The organism is Streptomyces sp. NPDC051976 (genome assembly GCF_040680795.1).
Taxonomy (GTDB): Bacteria; Actinomycetota; Actinomycetes; order Streptomycetales; family Streptomycetaceae; genus Actinacidiphila.
In genome coordinates this window covers 1-15,925 of sequence record NZ_JBFAXL010000051.1, presented here as the reverse complement: position 1 = coordinate 15,925, position 15,925 = coordinate 1, and the positions used below count along the sequence as shown (strand labels likewise).

The window sequence follows — 15,925 nt, the reverse complement described above, 5'->3', positions numbered from 1 at the left end:
GTCGGCGACGGGTGAATCGTGAGCTGCTTCCGACGCTTGGGCCACCGGCCCACTTTTTTCAGGTTCTGGATCACTTTTCACCCGTCGCCGACGCCGCCCTCGGCCGGACGGTACGGCTCACCTCCGCTCGCGCGGAGAGGACCTCGCCATGTTCGTCAAGTGGGGCGGATTCTCCGGCTCACCTCCGCTCGCACGGAGAGAACAACGAAACCGACCTCGCCACCTGCCGCGGAATCGGCTCACCTCCGCTCGCGCGGAGAGGACCGTTTCCTGGCGCGTTGCTTCTTCCCGTGCTTCGGCTCACCTCCGCTCGCGCGGAGGTGAGCCGGACGGCGCTGACGGCAAGGACGGGGCCCCAGGGTGCTCTCCGCGCGAGCGGAGGTGAACCGTACCCGCGTGCACGGATGACGGCGGCGGCGTGCTCTTCGCGCGAGCGGAGGTGAACCGGTGCGGATGACCTGCGGGCGGGGCGGGGTGGTGCGCTCTTCGCGCGAGCGGAGGTGAACCGCGGCACGTCGCGGTTCGGTCGACGGGCGCGTGGTCCTCTCCGCGCGAGCGGAGGTGAACCGCCCTCGTACCAGTTCACGCCCACGATCAGCGGGGCCTCTCCGCGCGAGCGGAGGTGAACCGTGCCGTCCGGAGTCGAGGGTGTGGACCATGGCGTGCTCTCCGCGTGAGCGGAGGTGAACCGGTGACGTCGACCATGCGGGGCGTCCACGGGTGGTGTTCTCCGCGCGAGCGGAGGTGAACCGTGGCGGGACATGAAGAACGCCGCGAAGGCAAAGTGGTCTCCGCGCGAGCGGAGGTGAACCGGACCAGAGACAGCCTCCGGCGGGTCTGCGCGCGTGCTCTCCGCGCGAGCGGAGGTGAGCCGCACTCCCTGTGCGCGCTGGAGGTCAAGACCCGGTGCTCTCCGCGCGAACGGAGGTGAGCCGCACTTCTCGGACGAGGCGAAGCAGGCGAAGATGTGCTCTCCGCGCGAGCGGAGGTGAGCCGGACCGCAAGAGGCCCACATCGCTCAGTGCAGCGTGCTCTCTGCGCGAGCGGAGGTGAGCCGACCACCCGCGTGCCACGGCCCGATGACCTCGTGCTCTCCGCGTGAGCGGAGGTGAGCCGGCGAGTGGTGGAGGCTCGGAACTCACGGGGCAGTGCTCTCTCCGCGCGAGCGGAGGTGAGCCGATGGAGTCGGCTGGCCCGGACTGGTTGCGGAAGTGCTCTCCGCGCGAGCGGAGGTGAGCCGGTCATCCGCGATCTCTACGTAGCGCGGCTTCCGTGCTCTCCGCGCGAGCGGAGGTGAGCCGCGTGCCCGAACGACGGGGAACCGTGGCGGACGGTGCTCTCCGCGCGAGCGGAGGTGAGCCGCGTGCCCGAACGACGGGGAACCGTGGCGGACGGTGCTCTCCGCGCGAGCGGAGGTGAGCCGTTGCCGCTGCGTCGGCGCGCCACAACGGATGGGTGCTCTACGCGCGAGCGGAGGTGAGCCACCTCCGCCGATCAACCCGAACAGGCCGACGACGTGTGCTCTCCGCGCGAGCGGAGGTGAACCAACGAACCGGTTTCAGACCGTGCGGAACTGGCGTGTTCTCGGCGCGAGCGGAGGTGAACCGTCGGCGTAGACGAGGATCCGGTCGTCGGCCGCGTGCTCTCCGCGTGAGCGGAGGTGAACCGACCCACCGGACCGCGTGCAGCCCGGCCTGGGTGTGCTCTCCGCGCGAGCGGAGGTGAACCGACGGATGATGTTGAACCTCAGCCACAGGTGGAGTGCTCTCCGCGCGAGCGGAGGTGAACCGGACTCACGCATGACCGGCCGCCCGCCCCCTGGTGTGCTCTCCGTGCGAGCGGAGGTGAGCCGGCCGCCCGCCCGGCCGTGGACGCGCATTTCCCGTGCTCTCCGCGCGAGCGGCCATCTCGGATCGGTCCGCCGGTCTTCGGCGGACCGACTGGGCTACGCAGTTCTGGCTCGGTAGAGAATCCGGGACGCAGGCCTGCCAGGGGGCACGACCGTGGACGTGGCGCCAAAACTGCAGTTTGCGCTTGGAGATGGCGCTCGATGTACTACCGCACCTGGTGCTTGAAGCCCTGGACAACAAGCTGATCCATTTTGACCGGCCTCTTCGCCTCTGAGCGTGCGCCATGGTGGCGGCCGTTGGTCAGGCAATCACTGCCCCAGCGTGGTCTCCGGGTGGCACACTCCGCACGCCTCGGCGCCGTCCTGCTCCACGGCCGTGCGGGCTTGCGCCCAGTACACGCGCGTTCGCCTTCGGCCGCCGGCGCGGCATCTGGCGCGGTGGACGACCAGTTGGGGGCCGGTCTCCAGGGTGAGGCCGCGTTGTTCGATGACCCACCTCGGCGGCTCCCAGCGGCGTTCGGTGGGCACGCCCGCGTAGTCCTGGCCGGGGATGGGCTCGCAGACGGTGGTGGGCGCGTCGAACACCACGGGGGCGGGCTCGGCGGTGTACTTGCGGGCCCGTTCGACCTTGTCGTACAGCGGCAGCTCGACCACGCACCACCACGTGCGATCTTCCTCCTGGACTCGCAGGTGCATGACGGCGTTGACGGTCTGCCCGTCGGGGAGGGTGACCCGCACCAGCGGGCCGGGCTTCTCCTGGCTCACGGCTACCGCATGCTCGTGTCGGTCCACCACCGGCGGCCCACTTGCCGCGGGAGGCCCTTCTCCGCGCGGACGCTGATGCGGTGGGCGCGGCGGGTTTCGTAGGTGTAGCTGACCAGGATGATCCCGTGGCGCTCGATGCCGTTCAGGCGCAGGGTGATGCGCTGGCGGCCTGGGTGGAGCCAACCGTCCAGCACGATCCGATCGGGGCGCGGCAGTCGGCCGGCTGGCTCCGCATCCTCAATCAGTTCGTACATACATTCGACTATTTCATGGTGGGGTGCACCGGGCTACCTGGCGTGTCGTCGCGCGTGCGGCCGTCCCGCGGCTTGGTTTCGGCTAACGCCCTGGTGGAGTAGCCACAAGTGCGCCCGGCTCGCCCGGGGCGCAGGGTTGGATCATGCGCGCCCTGTGGTCGGGTCATGTCACCTGCGGTCTGGTCAGTGTTCCGGTGCGCCTGTATGCGGCGACGGAGGATCTGCGGCCGCAGCTTCATCAGGTGCACGCCGTTGACGGGTCCCGCATTCGGCACCGGCGCGTATGTGAGGCCGAAGATCGGGAAGTCACGGAGGCCGAGATCGCCAAGGGGTGGGAGGCTCCGGACGGGCGGGTGGTCGTGCTGGCCGATGAGGACCTGGAGCATCTGCCGTTGGCGACCCGCAAGATGATCGAGATCGCGGGATTCGTCGGCGTCGGCGACGTCGACCCGCTGATGTACGACCACGGCTATTACGCGGCCCCTGACGGACCGGCTGCGGGGCGGCCGTATGCCCTGCTTGTCGAGGCCCTTGCCCGCACCGGCCGTCTCGGGATCGCGAAGTTCGCCGTGCGCACCCGTGAGCGCCTGGTCGTACTGCGCCCCCGCCGCGGCGTCCTGGTCGTACACGGCCTGCACTGGCCGCAGGAGATCCGCGACCCGGGCGACATCGCCTCCCTCGCACCGGTCACCGAGCAAGAGCTGGGGCTCGCCGAAATGCTCATCGAGCAACTCGCCGGCGTCGACATCGCCAGCCTGCATGACCAGTACGGGGAAGCCCTGGACCAGGCCGTCACCGCGAAACTTCAAGGCCAGAGCTTGAGCGGGCCCCCCGAGCCGCAGCCCGTCGTAGACCTGATGCAGGCGTTGGAGGACAGCCTCCGACAAGCCCGGCGCGGCGACGGCTGGTAAGAGGTCCGGGCATCCGCCTGGTCATCGCCGATCGAGGCTATCCCCACGGCTCCGGCCTGGGCATCTTCCGCTACGTCGTCGAAAGAGCCATCGCCTGGATGCTGGCTTCCGCCGCCTACGCATCCGATGAGAACGACGCGAGGACATCCACGAGACATTCCTCGGCCGCGCCGCTCGCCTCATCACCTGTCAGACTAGTAGACTGTCGCGGCTTAATTTTGCTGTGTGGTGGGGTAGAGGTGGCGTAGTTTCACGCGTGCGTCGTCGGTGGTGAAGTGCCAGTCGACTTGGCGCTGGTCGCTGTTGGTGTACTGCTGCCAGGGAGTCGTCTCAAGCAGATGATGCTGCAAGCGAGTTGAAGGAGTGCGAGGTGGAGGTCTGCGCGTATCTCGTAGCGGATCCTGAGTCGCTTGAACTGGTGGAGCCAGGCGAACGTCCGCTCTACGACCCAACGAGACTTTCCCAGCCCGGAGCCATGGGTGGTGCCTTTGCGAGCGAACTTCGGTGTGATGCCGCGGGCCCGCAGAAGTCGGCGGTACTTGTCGTAGTCGTAGCCGCGGTCGGCGAACAGACGGCCTGGCCGGTGACGTGGCCGACCGCGCAGCCCGCGGATGCGGGGTATCGCGTCCAGCAGGGGCATCAACTGAGTGACGTCGTGACGATTCCCGCTGGTCAGCGAGACGGTCAGAGGAGTGCCATGCCTGTCGACGATCAAGTGGTGCTTGCTGCCGGGCCGGGCCCGGTCGACCGGCGAAGGTCCGGTGTGAGCCCCCCTTTCAGCGCTCGGACGTGCGAGCCGTCGATCGAGGCATCGTCCATGTCCAGCAGGCCCGCGGCCCGCAACTCGCCCAGCAGCACCTCGTGCAGTTGCGGCCAGACGCCGGCTTCGGTCCAGTCCCGCAGACGCCGCCAGGCCGTCACGCCGCTACATCCGACCTGTTCTGCGGGAACGTCCCGCCAGCTCACGCCCTTACACAGCACGTAGACGATGCCCCGAAGCGCAGCCCGGTCATCCGCCGGCAACCGCCCGGGATACCGATACCGCCTGGGCGGACGAGGAGGTAACGACGGGGCCACTCGTTCCCACAGGTCATCAGGCACAAGATCAGCGGACACCCAACCCATCCTGTCGACACACCACCCGACTGCCAAGCCCCACAACGAAGTTCATTCTGAAACGATCAGTTAGCCGCGACGGTCTACTAGGCACGTGGGCGGACAGCGAGTGAGCCATGAGACCCCTCGAAGCTCGCAGGTCGTGAAGTGGATCTCTCCGCGCGAGCTGAGGTGAGCCGTCGTGGGCGTCCCAATCGAACACCGCCGAGGGGTGCTCTCCGCGCGAGCGGGAGGTGAGCCGCCGTGATCTACCGGCTCGGCTACGGCACCGAGGTGCTCTCCGCGCGAGCGGAGGTGGGCCGTCCGTGCGCCTGCACACCGCCAACCATCTGCCTTCTCTCCGCGCGAGCGGAGGTGAGCCGTTGGTGATCGTGACGTTGCGCACGGAGACCGTGTGCTCTCCACGACAGCGGAGGTAAGCCAGTGCAGCGCGTCGGCGGCCACGGCGTCGGCGTCGAGTGCGGTGCCGCGCAGGAGGTCCCCGAGCACGTCGAAGGCGGCGACGGTCAGTGTCCTTCTTGCCTTTCAGCGGGCTGCCCACTGCGCCAGTCTCGTGTCGTCATCGAATATTTCAGGGTCCTGGTCATGCGTGAGCTCCTCGATCAGGGCCATGAGAGGGCCGTCGAGGTCACGCAAGCCGGTTGCCTCGATGATCAGCAGGGCTTCCTGCCGGCACGACACCGGCTGGCCTTGTGCCAGCAGCGGCGCGAGTTGCCCGGACAGACCGCAGTGGGCGAGCCCGGCGTATCCGGAACGGGCGCTCGTCATCGGTGCTGACCCCAGCCTGGCCAGCACGGCGGCAGCCAGCCGGGCCCGCTGGGATTCGGGCAGGGCCTGCAGGTCGGCCTGCATCGCCACCTGCGGATCGGCTGCGATCAGCCAGTCGCCCACGTCCGGGTGCAGCGTCGCCAGCGCCGCCGCTACGCCCGCCAGTTGCGGAAGCACCCGGCCAGGGTTCTGAGGATCGGTCAGCAGAGCGCGCACGCTGGGCAGTGGAAGGGGCTGGCACGCTTGCGCGGTCAGGAACTCCGCGACGCTGCGGTGCGTCCAGTGCCTGCCGGCCGGGCCGTCGGCCAGCAGGGCACTGTCCCAGACCGCCTGCAGGTCTTCCAACGACACCTGCTCCTCGCGGGCGACGAAGGTCAGGCCGGGGTGGACGGTCGGGGCGAGGTGGTCCAGGACGCGGTCGCCGGGGTTCTCCAGCTCGTAGGTGCACGCGGCGGAGGAGAGGGGAGGTAGGTGTCCAGCAAGGGGGCGGCGGCTGAAGGCCAGCGGAAGAAGACGCCCGCCCGATGAGCGGGTCTCCTCCCTCCTGTCGCACCTTGGCCGACACGATCCGAACTCCCTTTGTAGCCGCCGGCACTGACTCCACTCGTGGGCTCTGCTGCTCAAATCAACCACCCCGTCCCCGCCGATGTCGTCTTGCACGAAGAGGACGCCTACGGCTTCTGGCCGTTCCCTCAGTGCTGTTGGTCCTCTTCGAGCGTCTGGATCACTGTGTCCCATGCTGATTCAGCCGCTGGAGGCGTGGGTGTCCTGGTGGCCCCGTGTATGGATGGCGAAGTGGTACTTCGCAACTACAAGTCACCGATGGCCGGCTGCATGCTGAGTCTCTCGAAGGGAGCAGGGAGACCGGCCAGGCCGGGTGTCATGGCCGAGTGGGCGGCCGACGACCGTAGCCGGCAGCCCGATGGTACGGGCGAGCGTGCCCTGCCGGGATGAGATCCCGGCAGGGTGCCTGGGCGGTCATGACGCAGCGTGTCGGCGGCGACGGGCGACCGCGCTGGCCTGCGAGGCGATTCTCGGTTGAAGTCTGCGGTGGGGCCTGTGGTGCCCTCACGGACTGCTGTGAGGACACGCGGGCCGACATTTCGCGCGGGCCGCTATTCGTGGTGCAGCACGAGAACGACGAGCGCGGTGATGCCCCGTACGACTGCGGCGATGATCAGCTTCTGCCATGCGTTGGATACCCACTGGTGGCTGCGGTTGGATTGCATCTGGTGTTTCACCTCCTGACGTAGGACCCTCAACTGCCAGTCCTCACCGAGGGGTATGTCCTACTGGCGGAGAGTTCAGCCGCCCGTAGCGGCCCTCCCGTATGGGATAGCGGTGGGCTGGCATGCAGCCATGGTGCTCATGCCGTCTGTTTGGTACGCCGTGCCGCTGTTCTGACACTGCCCTGGTGCGGGCGGCTCCCGGGCCGTCAGGCTGAGGCTTATGAGCGACAAACCGAAGCGGGCTGCACGCTTCCTCAACGAGCGCTGGTGCCAGGAACTGCGTGCGGCCGCAGCGACCATGACGCGCGAGCAGTTAGCGGTGCGTGCCAACATGAGCAAGGCCAAGGTGCAGGAGATCCTCGGCGGCCACGTGAAGCCCACCATGGACGACACCGTACGTCTGGCTGAGGCCGTCAACTACCCCAAACTCAGGCTGCTCGATCTCGTCGGCTACCTCGACGGTCTGGCCAATTTACTGTCCTACCTCGACCAACTCGAGGAACAGGCGGAGCGCATAGAACACTCCGCCAAGCGGCTGCCGGGCGACCCGCTGTCGGGGGCAACCCGCATCGCCAACACCGCCCTGACCGAAGGGCACTTCGAAGTCGCGCTTCGCCCGGTCTACCTCGGCACCGGCACAGCACGCCGCCACTACAGCGACCAGGTCGTCTTACGCCCCTTGAACGGCGGCCCGGTCTCGAAATCTGCCCGGGCCCGCGTCGAAGCCGCCCTTTTCGACGAACTGGCCTGGTTCGGGGCGGGGTTTACCGAAGGGTGGCGCGAGGGCATGACAGCCCTGACGATCAACGTCCCCCGGTTCGTCGCCCTGCGCCGCGGCACCGGGAACCCAATGCGGGGCGTGCCCCGCTCTGTTGCCGTGATCGGAGGCCACTGGGCAGGCTCGGCCGACGTGGCTGTTGATTGCCACTCAGGATGAGCACATTGGGGGCTGGTTGTGCCACTGAGGATGAGCATGGCGAACTGATCGTTGCGGGTGGGTTGATCTTCGGGGTGCCGGGCGGCACCGTGATCACGTCCTGACATGGCAACGGCCCTCCCGTTGTCGTTTGGTCGCGAAGCCGGGAGGGCCGTCTGGGTGCGCCCGGAGGCGCTTTGATCACGGTAGAGCTGGACGCTGTCGTTGTCGAACGGAGTCTGGTGGCAGGTGAGTTGGCCTGCCCGGAGTGCGGTGGGGTCCTGGCCCGGTGGGGGTGGGGGCGGTCGCGGCGGCTGCGTGGGGCGGCGGGGGCGGTGGAGGTGCGTCCGCGCCGTACTCGGTGCGGGTCCTGCTCGGCCACGCACATCCTGCTTCCCGCGTCGTTGCTGGTCAGGCGGGCGGATGTGGTCGAGGTGGTCGGGGCTGGGCTGGAGCTGGCGGCGGTCGGCTGGGGGCACCGGCGGATCGCGGACCGGCTGGATCGGCCGGTCTCGACCGTCCGCGGGTGGCTGCGGTGCTGGTCGAGGCGGGCGGCCCGGGTCGCCCGTCCGCGGGTGGCTGCGGTGCTGGTCGAGGCGGGCGGCCCGGGTCGCTGGAGTCTTCACGTCCTGGCTGGTGGATCTGGCCGACGATCCGTCCTGGGTGCTGCCTGCGCCGACGGCGTCGGTGGCGGCGGACGCGGTCGCGGCGGTGGTGGGGTTCGCGCTGGCGGCCGGGATCAGGTTCGGCATGGTCACTGCGCCGACGTGGTCTCTGGCGTCGGCGGCCTGCCACGGCCGACTGCTGGCGCCGGGCTGGCCGCCGACGGTCAGGCGGTAGTCGATCAACACGAGTCGCCCCTGACGGGCGGTGGCAGGGCTGGTCCAGCCTGGCGGCGGCATGTCCACACCCCCTGTCGGGAGGTCCACTTCGATGGCGTTGGTCGATGAGGAGGAGCGACGGCGGGCCGAGCGGGCCCACCAGGTCGCTCTGTTCCGTTACCAGTTGATCCGTGAGGCGGCTGATGCTGCCCTGAGCCCGGCTCAGCGCGGGGCGATGGTCCGCGCGATCGCCGCGCGCACGCACACCGATCCGTTCGGCAAGCTGGTCAAGGTGACCCGCGGGACGCTGGACCGGTGGCTGAGGTCCTGGCGGGAGGGCGGCTTCGATGCTTTGCTGCCGCCCACGAGGCAAGTCACCCCGCGCACGCCAGAGGAGGTGCTGGACCTGGCGGCGGCGTTGAAGCGGGAGAACCCCTCGCGCTCGACCGCACAGGTGGTACGGATTCTCCAGCAGCACCTGGGGTGGGGCCCGTCCTACCGCACTGTCCACCGGCACTTCGAGCGCCTGGAACTGCTGACCCGTCCGGGCGGGTCAGCGCCGGCGGCGTTCGGCCGGTTCGAAGCCGACCGGCCCAACGAGCTCTGGGTCGGGGACGCACTCCACGGGCCGAAGATCGCAGGCCGGAAGGCGTATCTGTTCGCCTTCGTCGACGACCATTCACGAGCGGTGGTCGGACACCGCTGGGGCGGATCGGAGGACAGCGTCCGCCTCGCGGCCGCGCTCCGCCCGGCGCTGGCCGCCCGCGGCGTCCCCGAAGGGGTCTACGTCGACAACGGCTCCGCCTTCGTCGACTCCGCCCTGCTGCGAGCATGCGCGAGGCTCGGCATCAAGCTGATCCACTCCACCCCCGGCCGCCCCGAAGGACGCGGGAAAATTGAGCGCTTCTTTCGAACAGTCCGGGAACAGTTCCTCGTCGAGGTCGACACCGACAAGGTCGCCGACCTCGCCTCGCTGAACAGGCTCTTCACCGCGTGGGTCGAGCATGTGTATCACCGGCGGCTCCACTCCGAGACCGGCCAGCCGCCGATCGAACGCTGGCTGGCCGGGGCGCCGTTCCCGCAGCCGACCCCAGCCCAGCTGCGGGAAGCGTTCCGCTGGGCCGAGCACCGCACGGTCACCAAGACCGCGACGGTCTCGCTCCACTCCAACACCTACAACGTCGATCCCGCGCTGGTCGGCCGCAAGGTCGAGCTGGTCTTCGATCCCTTCGACCTCACCGAGATCGAGGTCCGGTTCAACAGCCGGCCCTTCGGCCTCGCCGTCCCGCACACTCTGGCCCGCCACGCGCACCCCAAGGCCAAGCCGGAGACCCCGGCCGCCGAGCCGGCCCCGGCCACCGGCATCGACTACCTCCGCCTGGTCGACACCGCCCGCACCGCCGAACTCGGCCGCCAGATCAACTACACCACCCTGCTGCCCGACCCGGCCGACACCGGCGGGCGAGCCCGACCCTGACGGCGAGGCCCCGTGACCGGCACGAACCCGGTCCAGGATCACATCGACGCGCTGGAAGCCGACGAAGAGGCGGCCCGCGGTCTGCTGGACCGAGCCCTGCACCTGGCCCGCCGCCAGAGCGACCGGCACCCCGCACCGCCGCTGCCCGAGTCGGCCGGGCGAACCCTCCGCCTGGCCGTCGGCTTCCACCGCAGGGCCGAGACCGCCGCGGCCGAGCTGGACGACTGCATCAACTACCTGAAGAGGAACGGACGTTGATAGACAAGATCCAAGGTTTCTACGGGTTCTCGAAGATGCCCTTCCGAAGGGATCTTGCTCCCGGGATGCTGCACCGGCACTCCTCCCACGCGCAGGCCGCCGCGAGGATCACGTGGTGCATCGCCGAACGCGCACTGGGCGTGATCACCGGCGAGGTCGGCGCCGGAAAGACGGTCGCGATCCGCGCGGCCCTTGCCGGCCTGGACCACCCCAGACACACCGTCATCTACCTCCCCAACCCCGCCGTCGGCGTCGCCGGGATCCACCACGCCATCGTCACCTCCCTCGGCGGCGTCCCCCGCCCGCACAAATCCACCCTGATCCCACAGGCCGCCGACTCCCTGGCCACCGAACACGCAGAGCGCGGACGCGTCCCCGTCCTGATCATCGACGAAGCCCACCTGCTCGACCACGAACAACTGGAAGCGGTGCGGATGCTGACCAACCACGACATGGACAGCACCAGCCCCATGGCCTGCCTGCTGATCGGACAGCCCACCCTGCGACGGAAGATCAAGCTCGGCATGCTCGCCGCCCTCGACCAGCGCATCGCGATCCGCTACAACATGCCCCCGATGACCAGCGAGGAGACCCCCTCCTACCTGACCCACCATCTCGCCCTGGCCGGACGCTCGGACACGCTGTTCACCGACGACGCGATCACCCTGATCCACGACACCTCACGCGGCTATCCCCGCGCGGTCAACAACCTCGCCGTCCAGTCCCTGCTGTCCGCCTACGCCGACGGAAAATCCATCGTCGACGAGACCAGCGCCAGAGCCGCCGTCGCCGAAGTCACCGCCGAATGACCAGCATCCCCACCCCAGTCAGGCGTCACCTTGGACACGCGCATGCAGATGCTCGTCATGCCAGCCGTCCGAGTGGAGCAGGGCGCTTCGCATCGTGCCTTCCAAAGCGAACCCCGCCTTCGTCGCCACCCGGCACGAAGCCGCGTTGGCGACGGAGTGGGTGATCCGCAGGCGATGCAAACCCAGGTCATCCAGCGCCCACCGACTGACACGGACAACGGCGTCGACCATGGCCCCGCGGCCCCGGCCGGCCGGAAGCAGCCAGTACAGGAACTCAGCGCCGCCGCCAGCAAGATCGAAGTCGGCCAGACCGATCAGGCCCACGGGGCTGCCGCCCCCGGGCTCCGCAATCGCCCAGATCGCAGCTTCCTCGGTCCGCCAGCGCTTCTCCCATCGCGCGATCCGGTCACGGGCGTCATCCAGGGACAGGTGTCCAGGCCGGTTCCAGTGCTGAACGTCCGGGTCCTGGCATGAGTCCGCGAGCACCTTGGCGTCATCGGGGGACCACGGGCGCAACTCAAGGCCGCTGGCCAGGACAAACACGGGCTGGTCGCTCTGGCTCATCCGGCCCGAGGGCACAACAGCAGGTATCGGAACGATCATCTCAACATCATGCCAAAACCTCGACGGGATGATCGGCACCCCGAGCATCCCAGTGACACGATGAAGATCGAATACCCCGCTGGAAGCCCACCGGCGGGGTTTCTTCACCCCCCACCATGCTCATCGTGAGTGGCAAGGCCGTGGTCATTTTCAGTGGCACTCAACACCCGTCCGTGGCAGGGCCGGGCAGGGATGCACGGCTCGTCCACGACGGGAAAGGTCCTCGCGACGATGACACTCTCCGGGGAACCCCCTTGGAATCTCTGAAGCCGGGCTAGAGATCTTCAATGGCTGAGGTTACGGCGGTCGGAAGTCGAGGCCGGTCTTGGCGATGAGGCCGGGCCGGTACTGCATCCGTTTGAGCCGGGTCTTCACCAGCGCGGTGAGCTGGTCGAGGCTGTGTTTGGTGAGGTTGGCCAGGGACCGTTTCAGGTGTGCCCAGACGCCCTCGACCGGGTTGAACTCGGGTGCGTACGGCGGCAGTTGGTAGACGGTCAGCCATAATCGGGCGTCGATCATCTGCCGCATTCTGCGGCTGACGTGTGTGTTCAAGTTGTCCCAGACCAGGACGATCGGGCCGTCGAGCTGTTGATGCGCGGCGTCGAGCAGACGCGCGTAGTCAGCCTCGGTGAAGCCCTTGCGCCGGCCTTTGGCGGGGCCGCGGTCGAGGTGGATGCGGTAGATCAGCCGGGGCCGGTGGCCCGGCCGGGTGCAGATCAGTGCCGCCATGGAGACGCGTTTGGTGCCCGCGGCGGTGACCCGCACGAGGGGCGTGTGGCCACGTCGGCCCCAGGTACGGCCTTTGGGCGGCCTCAGGCCCTGGCCGGCTTCGTCTTCGAAGCAAAGCCAGGCGCCCAGGTCCGCCGCCGTCTTTTTAGGACGGGCCACTGCTCGTCCTTCCAGGCGGCGATCTTCTCCTCATTCCGCTCGGTGGCCTTGCGGGAGGGGACCTGCACACTCCAGCCGATGCGGTGCAGCAGCAGGTCCAGCCCGGCAAGCGTGTACTCCACCCCGAACCGACGTCGCACGACCTCGGCGATCCTCGCCAAAGTCCAGCACTGGTCGGGCCAGCCGACGGCGGCGGGTCCGGCATCTAACACCGCCTCCAGCAAGCGTAGTTGACCTGCATCGAGCCTGCAGCGGGCACCGCCGGGGCCCTTGGAAGCCAGAGCTTGCCGACCGCCCGAGGCCAGCGCCCGCCGCCACCGGTTCGCCGACATCCGGGTAACTCTGAACCGCCGGGCCACCTCCCGGTCGCTGGCCCCGGCCTCGATCAGATCGGCGGCCGCCAACCGGACCCGCTCACGCCGCACCCGCTCCTCAGCCGTCAGCCCACCACCATCGGGGTACATCATCCCTCCGGCATAGCGCAGCCCACGACAGCCGTCACGACCCCACGTAACCCGCACCCTTAAAGATCTCTAGCTCTAGCGGACCGTTGTGTGAGCTGCCTCGGTTCGCGGACAAGGTGCCGCGGACAAACCCGCCGCCCCTTGGGGGCCATGCTGCTGGGGTATTCGTCCGTGCGGGTGTTCAGCGTGCCCACGTTCCAGGAAACCCAAGGTGCGTGTCAGGGGTGGCGGCCCTCGTTGCCAGCGAGCAGTGATCGTGCGGCTTCGACTGCGCTGATCCGGGTGAAGGCGGCTGCGGCTGTTTGCGGTGCTCCGGGCCACGAGATCGCCCAGTGCGAGGGCGTGAGTGTGTCGCCACGGTTCAGGTTGCTGAGTTGGCGCCGATCCAGATTGCTGTGCCGATGGCGATGGCCCGAAGAAACAGGAGGAGGAACACGGCACGGCCAGGTCGTCTTACCTGAATTTCAGCGGTCACCAGCACCCGCCGTGGCGCCACGGGACCCGCGAGTAGCGGTGGCTTTCCGCAATTGCCTGGTGCTGGGCAGACGGGGGTGCATAACGTGATCGCGGCGGCGACCGCCGCCGGATGAACGATCATGGAGCTCGGATGGTTCTGCCTGCTCGGCTCGCTTCTGCCCTCGGGCAGCACCCCGACGACCTCACCGAGGACGCTCTGCAGAACGCGATCGACAATCAGATACCCGAGGCGGCCGACCTCGACTGGAAGAAGGACTTCTACGGCGGCTCCGACGCGGGCAAGAAGGAGCTCGCCAAGGACGTCAGCGCGATGGCGAACACCGTCGGCGGCATGATCGTCATCGGGGTCGACGACGGGAAGAGGGACCACGCGCACGAACTCGCACCCGTCGACCTCGTCCAAGGGCGCGGTGAAGAGTGGATCCGCTCGGTGCTCGCGAACTGGGTTCAGCCCGTGGTACCGGGCGTCGGCGTGCGGATGCTGAAATCGCAGCGGCACGGCGACAAGATCTACTGGCTGCTCACCGTGCCCTCCAGTCCCCGGGCACCCCACGCAGTCGCGGCTCCCGGCAACGACTACAGCTTCCGCGTCCACGTCCGGCACGGCACCACCACCCGCACACTGTCCGAGTCGGAGATCGCCCAGCGCTACCGCGACCGCTTCCAGGCCGCCTCCGACGACGTCAACCGCCTCCACCAAGTGGCCGAGGACGGGACCGGGTACCTGTCGTCTTTCCTCACCAGGACCGTTGAAGACAGCACCCCAGCGCTCACCTACTACCCGGCCTGGCTCACCCTCAGCTCGGTGCCGGCCGTCCGCGGCCACTACCCCCTGACCACCCAGGCACAGCGGGCCGCGGGGTTCGACCGGTTCCGCGCACTGGCAGCGGGGGCGGTAACAACCAGCCTCATGCCGCAGCACCCCGTACTGGTCGGCCGTCGGCAGGTCCGCTTCGAGGGCACCTCCACCGGACAACTCCACCAGGACGGAAGCTTCTACGGGGCACGGCCCCTCAATCTTCGACCCGACCGGCGTCAAGGTCCCGATCAGCTGTCCCAGATCGGGATCGAACTCGATCTCGTGGCCCTCGTCCAGTCCGCCGCCCACTGGGCGGCGGAAACGGGCGCCACCGACGACCTGATGCTGTCGGCAGCGCTCCACCGCTTCGACGACAACGACGATCCGGTAAAGCTGATCGTCACCGATGACGTGTTCCAACACGGCCCCGTCGGCCGCCTTTCCCTCGCAGCCGCCGAGATCACTGCAGACCTGCGAGCCCTCGCCGACGACAAACACGAAGCGGTGATCGTGGCCTACTCCCTCGCCTCCGACCTGCTGGCCGACATGGGAGCCCACCAGCCGCACGTGCTCACACCTGACGGCGACATCCAGACGAACCGCCTGAGCAGCGATTGGAAGCGCATGCTCACCGGTTGGTAGGCACCCACCCGGCAGGCCCCGAACATGAAGGGATGGCTCTGTTCACGTCGCCGAGCAGCACTTCGACACTGGGCGGCAGTGCCGCCGGCCGCAGGGCGGCGAGTCCCGCTGCGCGCCCAGGAACGGCGGCACAATCCAAGCAGCCTTGGGCGGCAGTCGAACGCTAGAGCGGCTGGCTATGAGTTCGTCGAGCACCGAATCGGCCGGGATATCGGACCCCATGCCGAGCGATGCGGCTCCGGCCCAGGAAGCGCCTTCCACCGGTGGACAGAACGCGGCTCCGGCAGGATCTTCCGACGATGCGGCCACAGGGACTTCGAGCGGTTCCGGCGACGAGCGCCGGGTGGTCCTCATGGGCTTCGCCGTGGCCCTCGTCGGAGCCCTGATCGGCGGCGGATTCTCCTACCTCGGCGCCTGGCAGCAGACCAGAAGCCAGGAACACTCGCAAACCCTCCAGGACGCAGCAGACCGCAAAAAAGAGGACAGAGACAAGCGGGCCAGCACATACGACGAGTTCATCAACGCCGCCGACTCCTACGCCGTGCAGACCAACAAATCCCGGTGCCGCCGGAGTGACGCCGTGCCACTGTGGTGAGGCGACCCCGGTGGTGTGGACACTCTGAGAGCGTGGTGGTGAACCGGTCTGTAGCTCGATGACCAGCAGCTTTCAGGTGGTCGCGGTGTGGGGGTGGTCGATTGCGGGCAGCCAGCGGTGGGTTGGTCTGGTCGTGGAGGTGTGGTGTGCCGTCGGTGATCGCCTTGCTGGAGGTGCGGGAGGCGCGGGCCCGGGAGGACCTGGAGTCCTGGCTGGAGATGCTGCGGGAGGCCGAGGTGCAGGCGGAGGCGGCTCGGCTGCGGCTGGAGCATGCGCGGATCGCC

General features: G+C 68.5%; 15 protein-coding genes and 2 pseudogenes. 10 read left to right on the top strand and 7 right to left on the bottom strand.

Going from position 1 to position 15,925, the window contains the following annotated elements; genetic code table 11:
• Positions 1-2,158 precede the first annotated feature (2,158 nt).
• The gene (locus tag AB0M29_RS34995; protein WP_365390320.1) at positions 2,159-2,614 is read right to left on the bottom strand and encodes a DUF6233 domain-containing protein; all 456 of its coding nucleotides are present in this window, start codon (positions 2,612-2,614) and stop codon (positions 2,159-2,161) included.
• 2 nt (positions 2,615-2,616) lie between these two features.
• Positions 2,617-2,868 (bottom strand): hypothetical protein, encoded by a 252-nt coding sequence (locus AB0M29_RS34990; protein ID WP_365390318.1) that lies wholly within the window; start codon positions 2,866-2,868, stop codon positions 2,617-2,619.
• Positions 2,869-3,011: 143 nt separating this feature from the next.
• Here AB0M29_RS34990 and AB0M29_RS34985 point away from each other — a divergent pair, with 143 nt between their 5' ends.
• Complete coding sequence (locus tag AB0M29_RS34985; RefSeq protein ID WP_365390316.1) at positions 3,012-3,779, top strand: Ku protein; 768 nt, start codon at positions 3,012-3,014, stop codon at positions 3,777-3,779.
• Positions 3,767-3,906, top strand: a pseudogene (locus AB0M29_RS34980) (IS5/IS1182 family transposase); the annotation flags it as partial. The gene AB0M29_RS34985 and the pseudogene AB0M29_RS34980, both read left to right, overlap by 13 nt.
• A gap of 123 nt (positions 3,907-4,029) precedes the next feature.
• On the opposite strand, the gene AB0M29_RS34975 reads toward AB0M29_RS34980, so the two are convergent.
• Together AB0M29_RS34975 and AB0M29_RS34970 are read right to left on the bottom strand one after the other, a co-directional pair.
• Positions 4,030-4,895, bottom strand: a protein-coding gene (locus tag AB0M29_RS34975; RefSeq protein ID WP_365390313.1) for an IS5 family transposase whose coding sequence is annotated in 2 segments (ribosomal slippage) — positions 4,030-4,556 and positions 4,556-4,895 — 867 coding nt in all. Because the reading frame shifts where the segments join, the coding sequence is not laid out codon by codon here.
• A gap of 525 nt (positions 4,896-5,420) precedes the next feature.
• A complete protein-coding gene (locus AB0M29_RS34970; protein WP_365390311.1) occupies positions 5,421-6,008 on the bottom strand; it encodes a hypothetical protein in 588 nt (195 codons plus the stop codon).
• A gap of 1,104 nt (positions 6,009-7,112) precedes the next feature.
• Here AB0M29_RS34970 and AB0M29_RS34965 point away from each other — a divergent pair.
• The 6 genes and pseudogenes from AB0M29_RS34965 to AB0M29_RS34940 all read left to right on the top strand — a co-directional run bounded on the left by AB0M29_RS34965 (position 7,113) and on the right by AB0M29_RS34940 (position 11,173).
• Positions 7,113-7,829, top strand: a complete 717-nt coding sequence (locus AB0M29_RS34965; protein ID WP_365390309.1) for a helix-turn-helix transcriptional regulator — start codon at positions 7,113-7,115, stop codon at positions 7,827-7,829.
• A 221-nt stretch (positions 7,830-8,050) separates the two neighbouring features.
• A pseudogene (locus AB0M29_RS34960) lies at positions 8,051-8,308 on the top strand (DUF6431 domain-containing protein); the annotation flags it as partial.
• Positions 8,309-8,444: 136 nt separating this feature from the next.
• Positions 8,445-8,648, top strand: a complete 204-nt coding sequence (locus tag AB0M29_RS34955; protein ID WP_365390395.1) for a hypothetical protein — start codon at positions 8,445-8,447, stop codon at positions 8,646-8,648.
• A 93-nt stretch (positions 8,649-8,741) separates the two neighbouring features.
• Positions 8,742-10,106 (top strand): DDE-type integrase/transposase/recombinase, encoded by a 1,365-nt coding sequence (locus AB0M29_RS34950; RefSeq protein WP_365390307.1) that lies wholly within the window; start codon positions 8,742-8,744, stop codon positions 10,104-10,106.
• A 12-nt stretch (positions 10,107-10,118) separates the two neighbouring features.
• Positions 10,119-10,364 (top strand): hypothetical protein, encoded by a 246-nt coding sequence (locus AB0M29_RS34945; protein ID WP_365390306.1) that lies wholly within the window; start codon positions 10,119-10,121, stop codon positions 10,362-10,364.
• Positions 10,365-10,429: 65 nt separating this feature from the next.
• Positions 10,430-11,173 carry an AAA family ATPase gene (locus AB0M29_RS34940; RefSeq protein ID WP_365390305.1) on the top strand — a complete coding sequence of 248 codons (744 nt, stop codon included), beginning with the start codon at positions 10,430-10,432 and terminating at the stop codon, positions 11,171-11,173.
• Between the two features lie 18 nt (positions 11,174-11,191).
• On the opposite strand, the gene AB0M29_RS34935 is transcribed toward AB0M29_RS34940, so the two are convergent.
• The 3 genes from AB0M29_RS34935 to AB0M29_RS34925 form a co-directional block, all read right to left on the bottom strand.
• On the bottom strand, positions 11,192-11,776 hold the full coding sequence (locus AB0M29_RS34935) for a GNAT family N-acetyltransferase (protein ID WP_365390304.1): 585 nt from the start codon (positions 11,774-11,776) through the stop codon (positions 11,192-11,194).
• A gap of 297 nt (positions 11,777-12,073) precedes the next feature.
• The gene (locus tag AB0M29_RS34930) at positions 12,074-12,541 is read right to left on the bottom strand and encodes a transposase (RefSeq protein WP_365390303.1); all 468 of its coding nucleotides are present in this window, start codon (positions 12,539-12,541) and stop codon (positions 12,074-12,076) included.
• Between the two features lie 47 nt (positions 12,542-12,588).
• Complete coding sequence (locus tag AB0M29_RS34925) at positions 12,589-13,131, bottom strand: winged helix-turn-helix domain-containing protein (protein WP_365390300.1); 543 nt, start codon at positions 13,129-13,131, stop codon at positions 12,589-12,591.
• Positions 13,132-13,735: 604 nt separating this feature from the next.
• On the opposite strand from AB0M29_RS34925, the gene AB0M29_RS34920 reads away from it, so the two are divergent.
• Positions 13,736-15,046, top strand: coding sequence for an ATP-binding protein (locus tag AB0M29_RS34920; RefSeq protein WP_365390298.1), 1,311 nt, complete (start codon positions 13,736-13,738; stop codon positions 15,044-15,046).
• Positions 15,047-15,224: 178 nt separating this feature from the next.
• Complete coding sequence (locus tag AB0M29_RS34915) at positions 15,225-15,641, top strand: hypothetical protein (protein WP_365390297.1); 417 nt, start codon at positions 15,225-15,227, stop codon at positions 15,639-15,641.
• Positions 15,642-15,925: the final 284 nt, after the last annotated feature.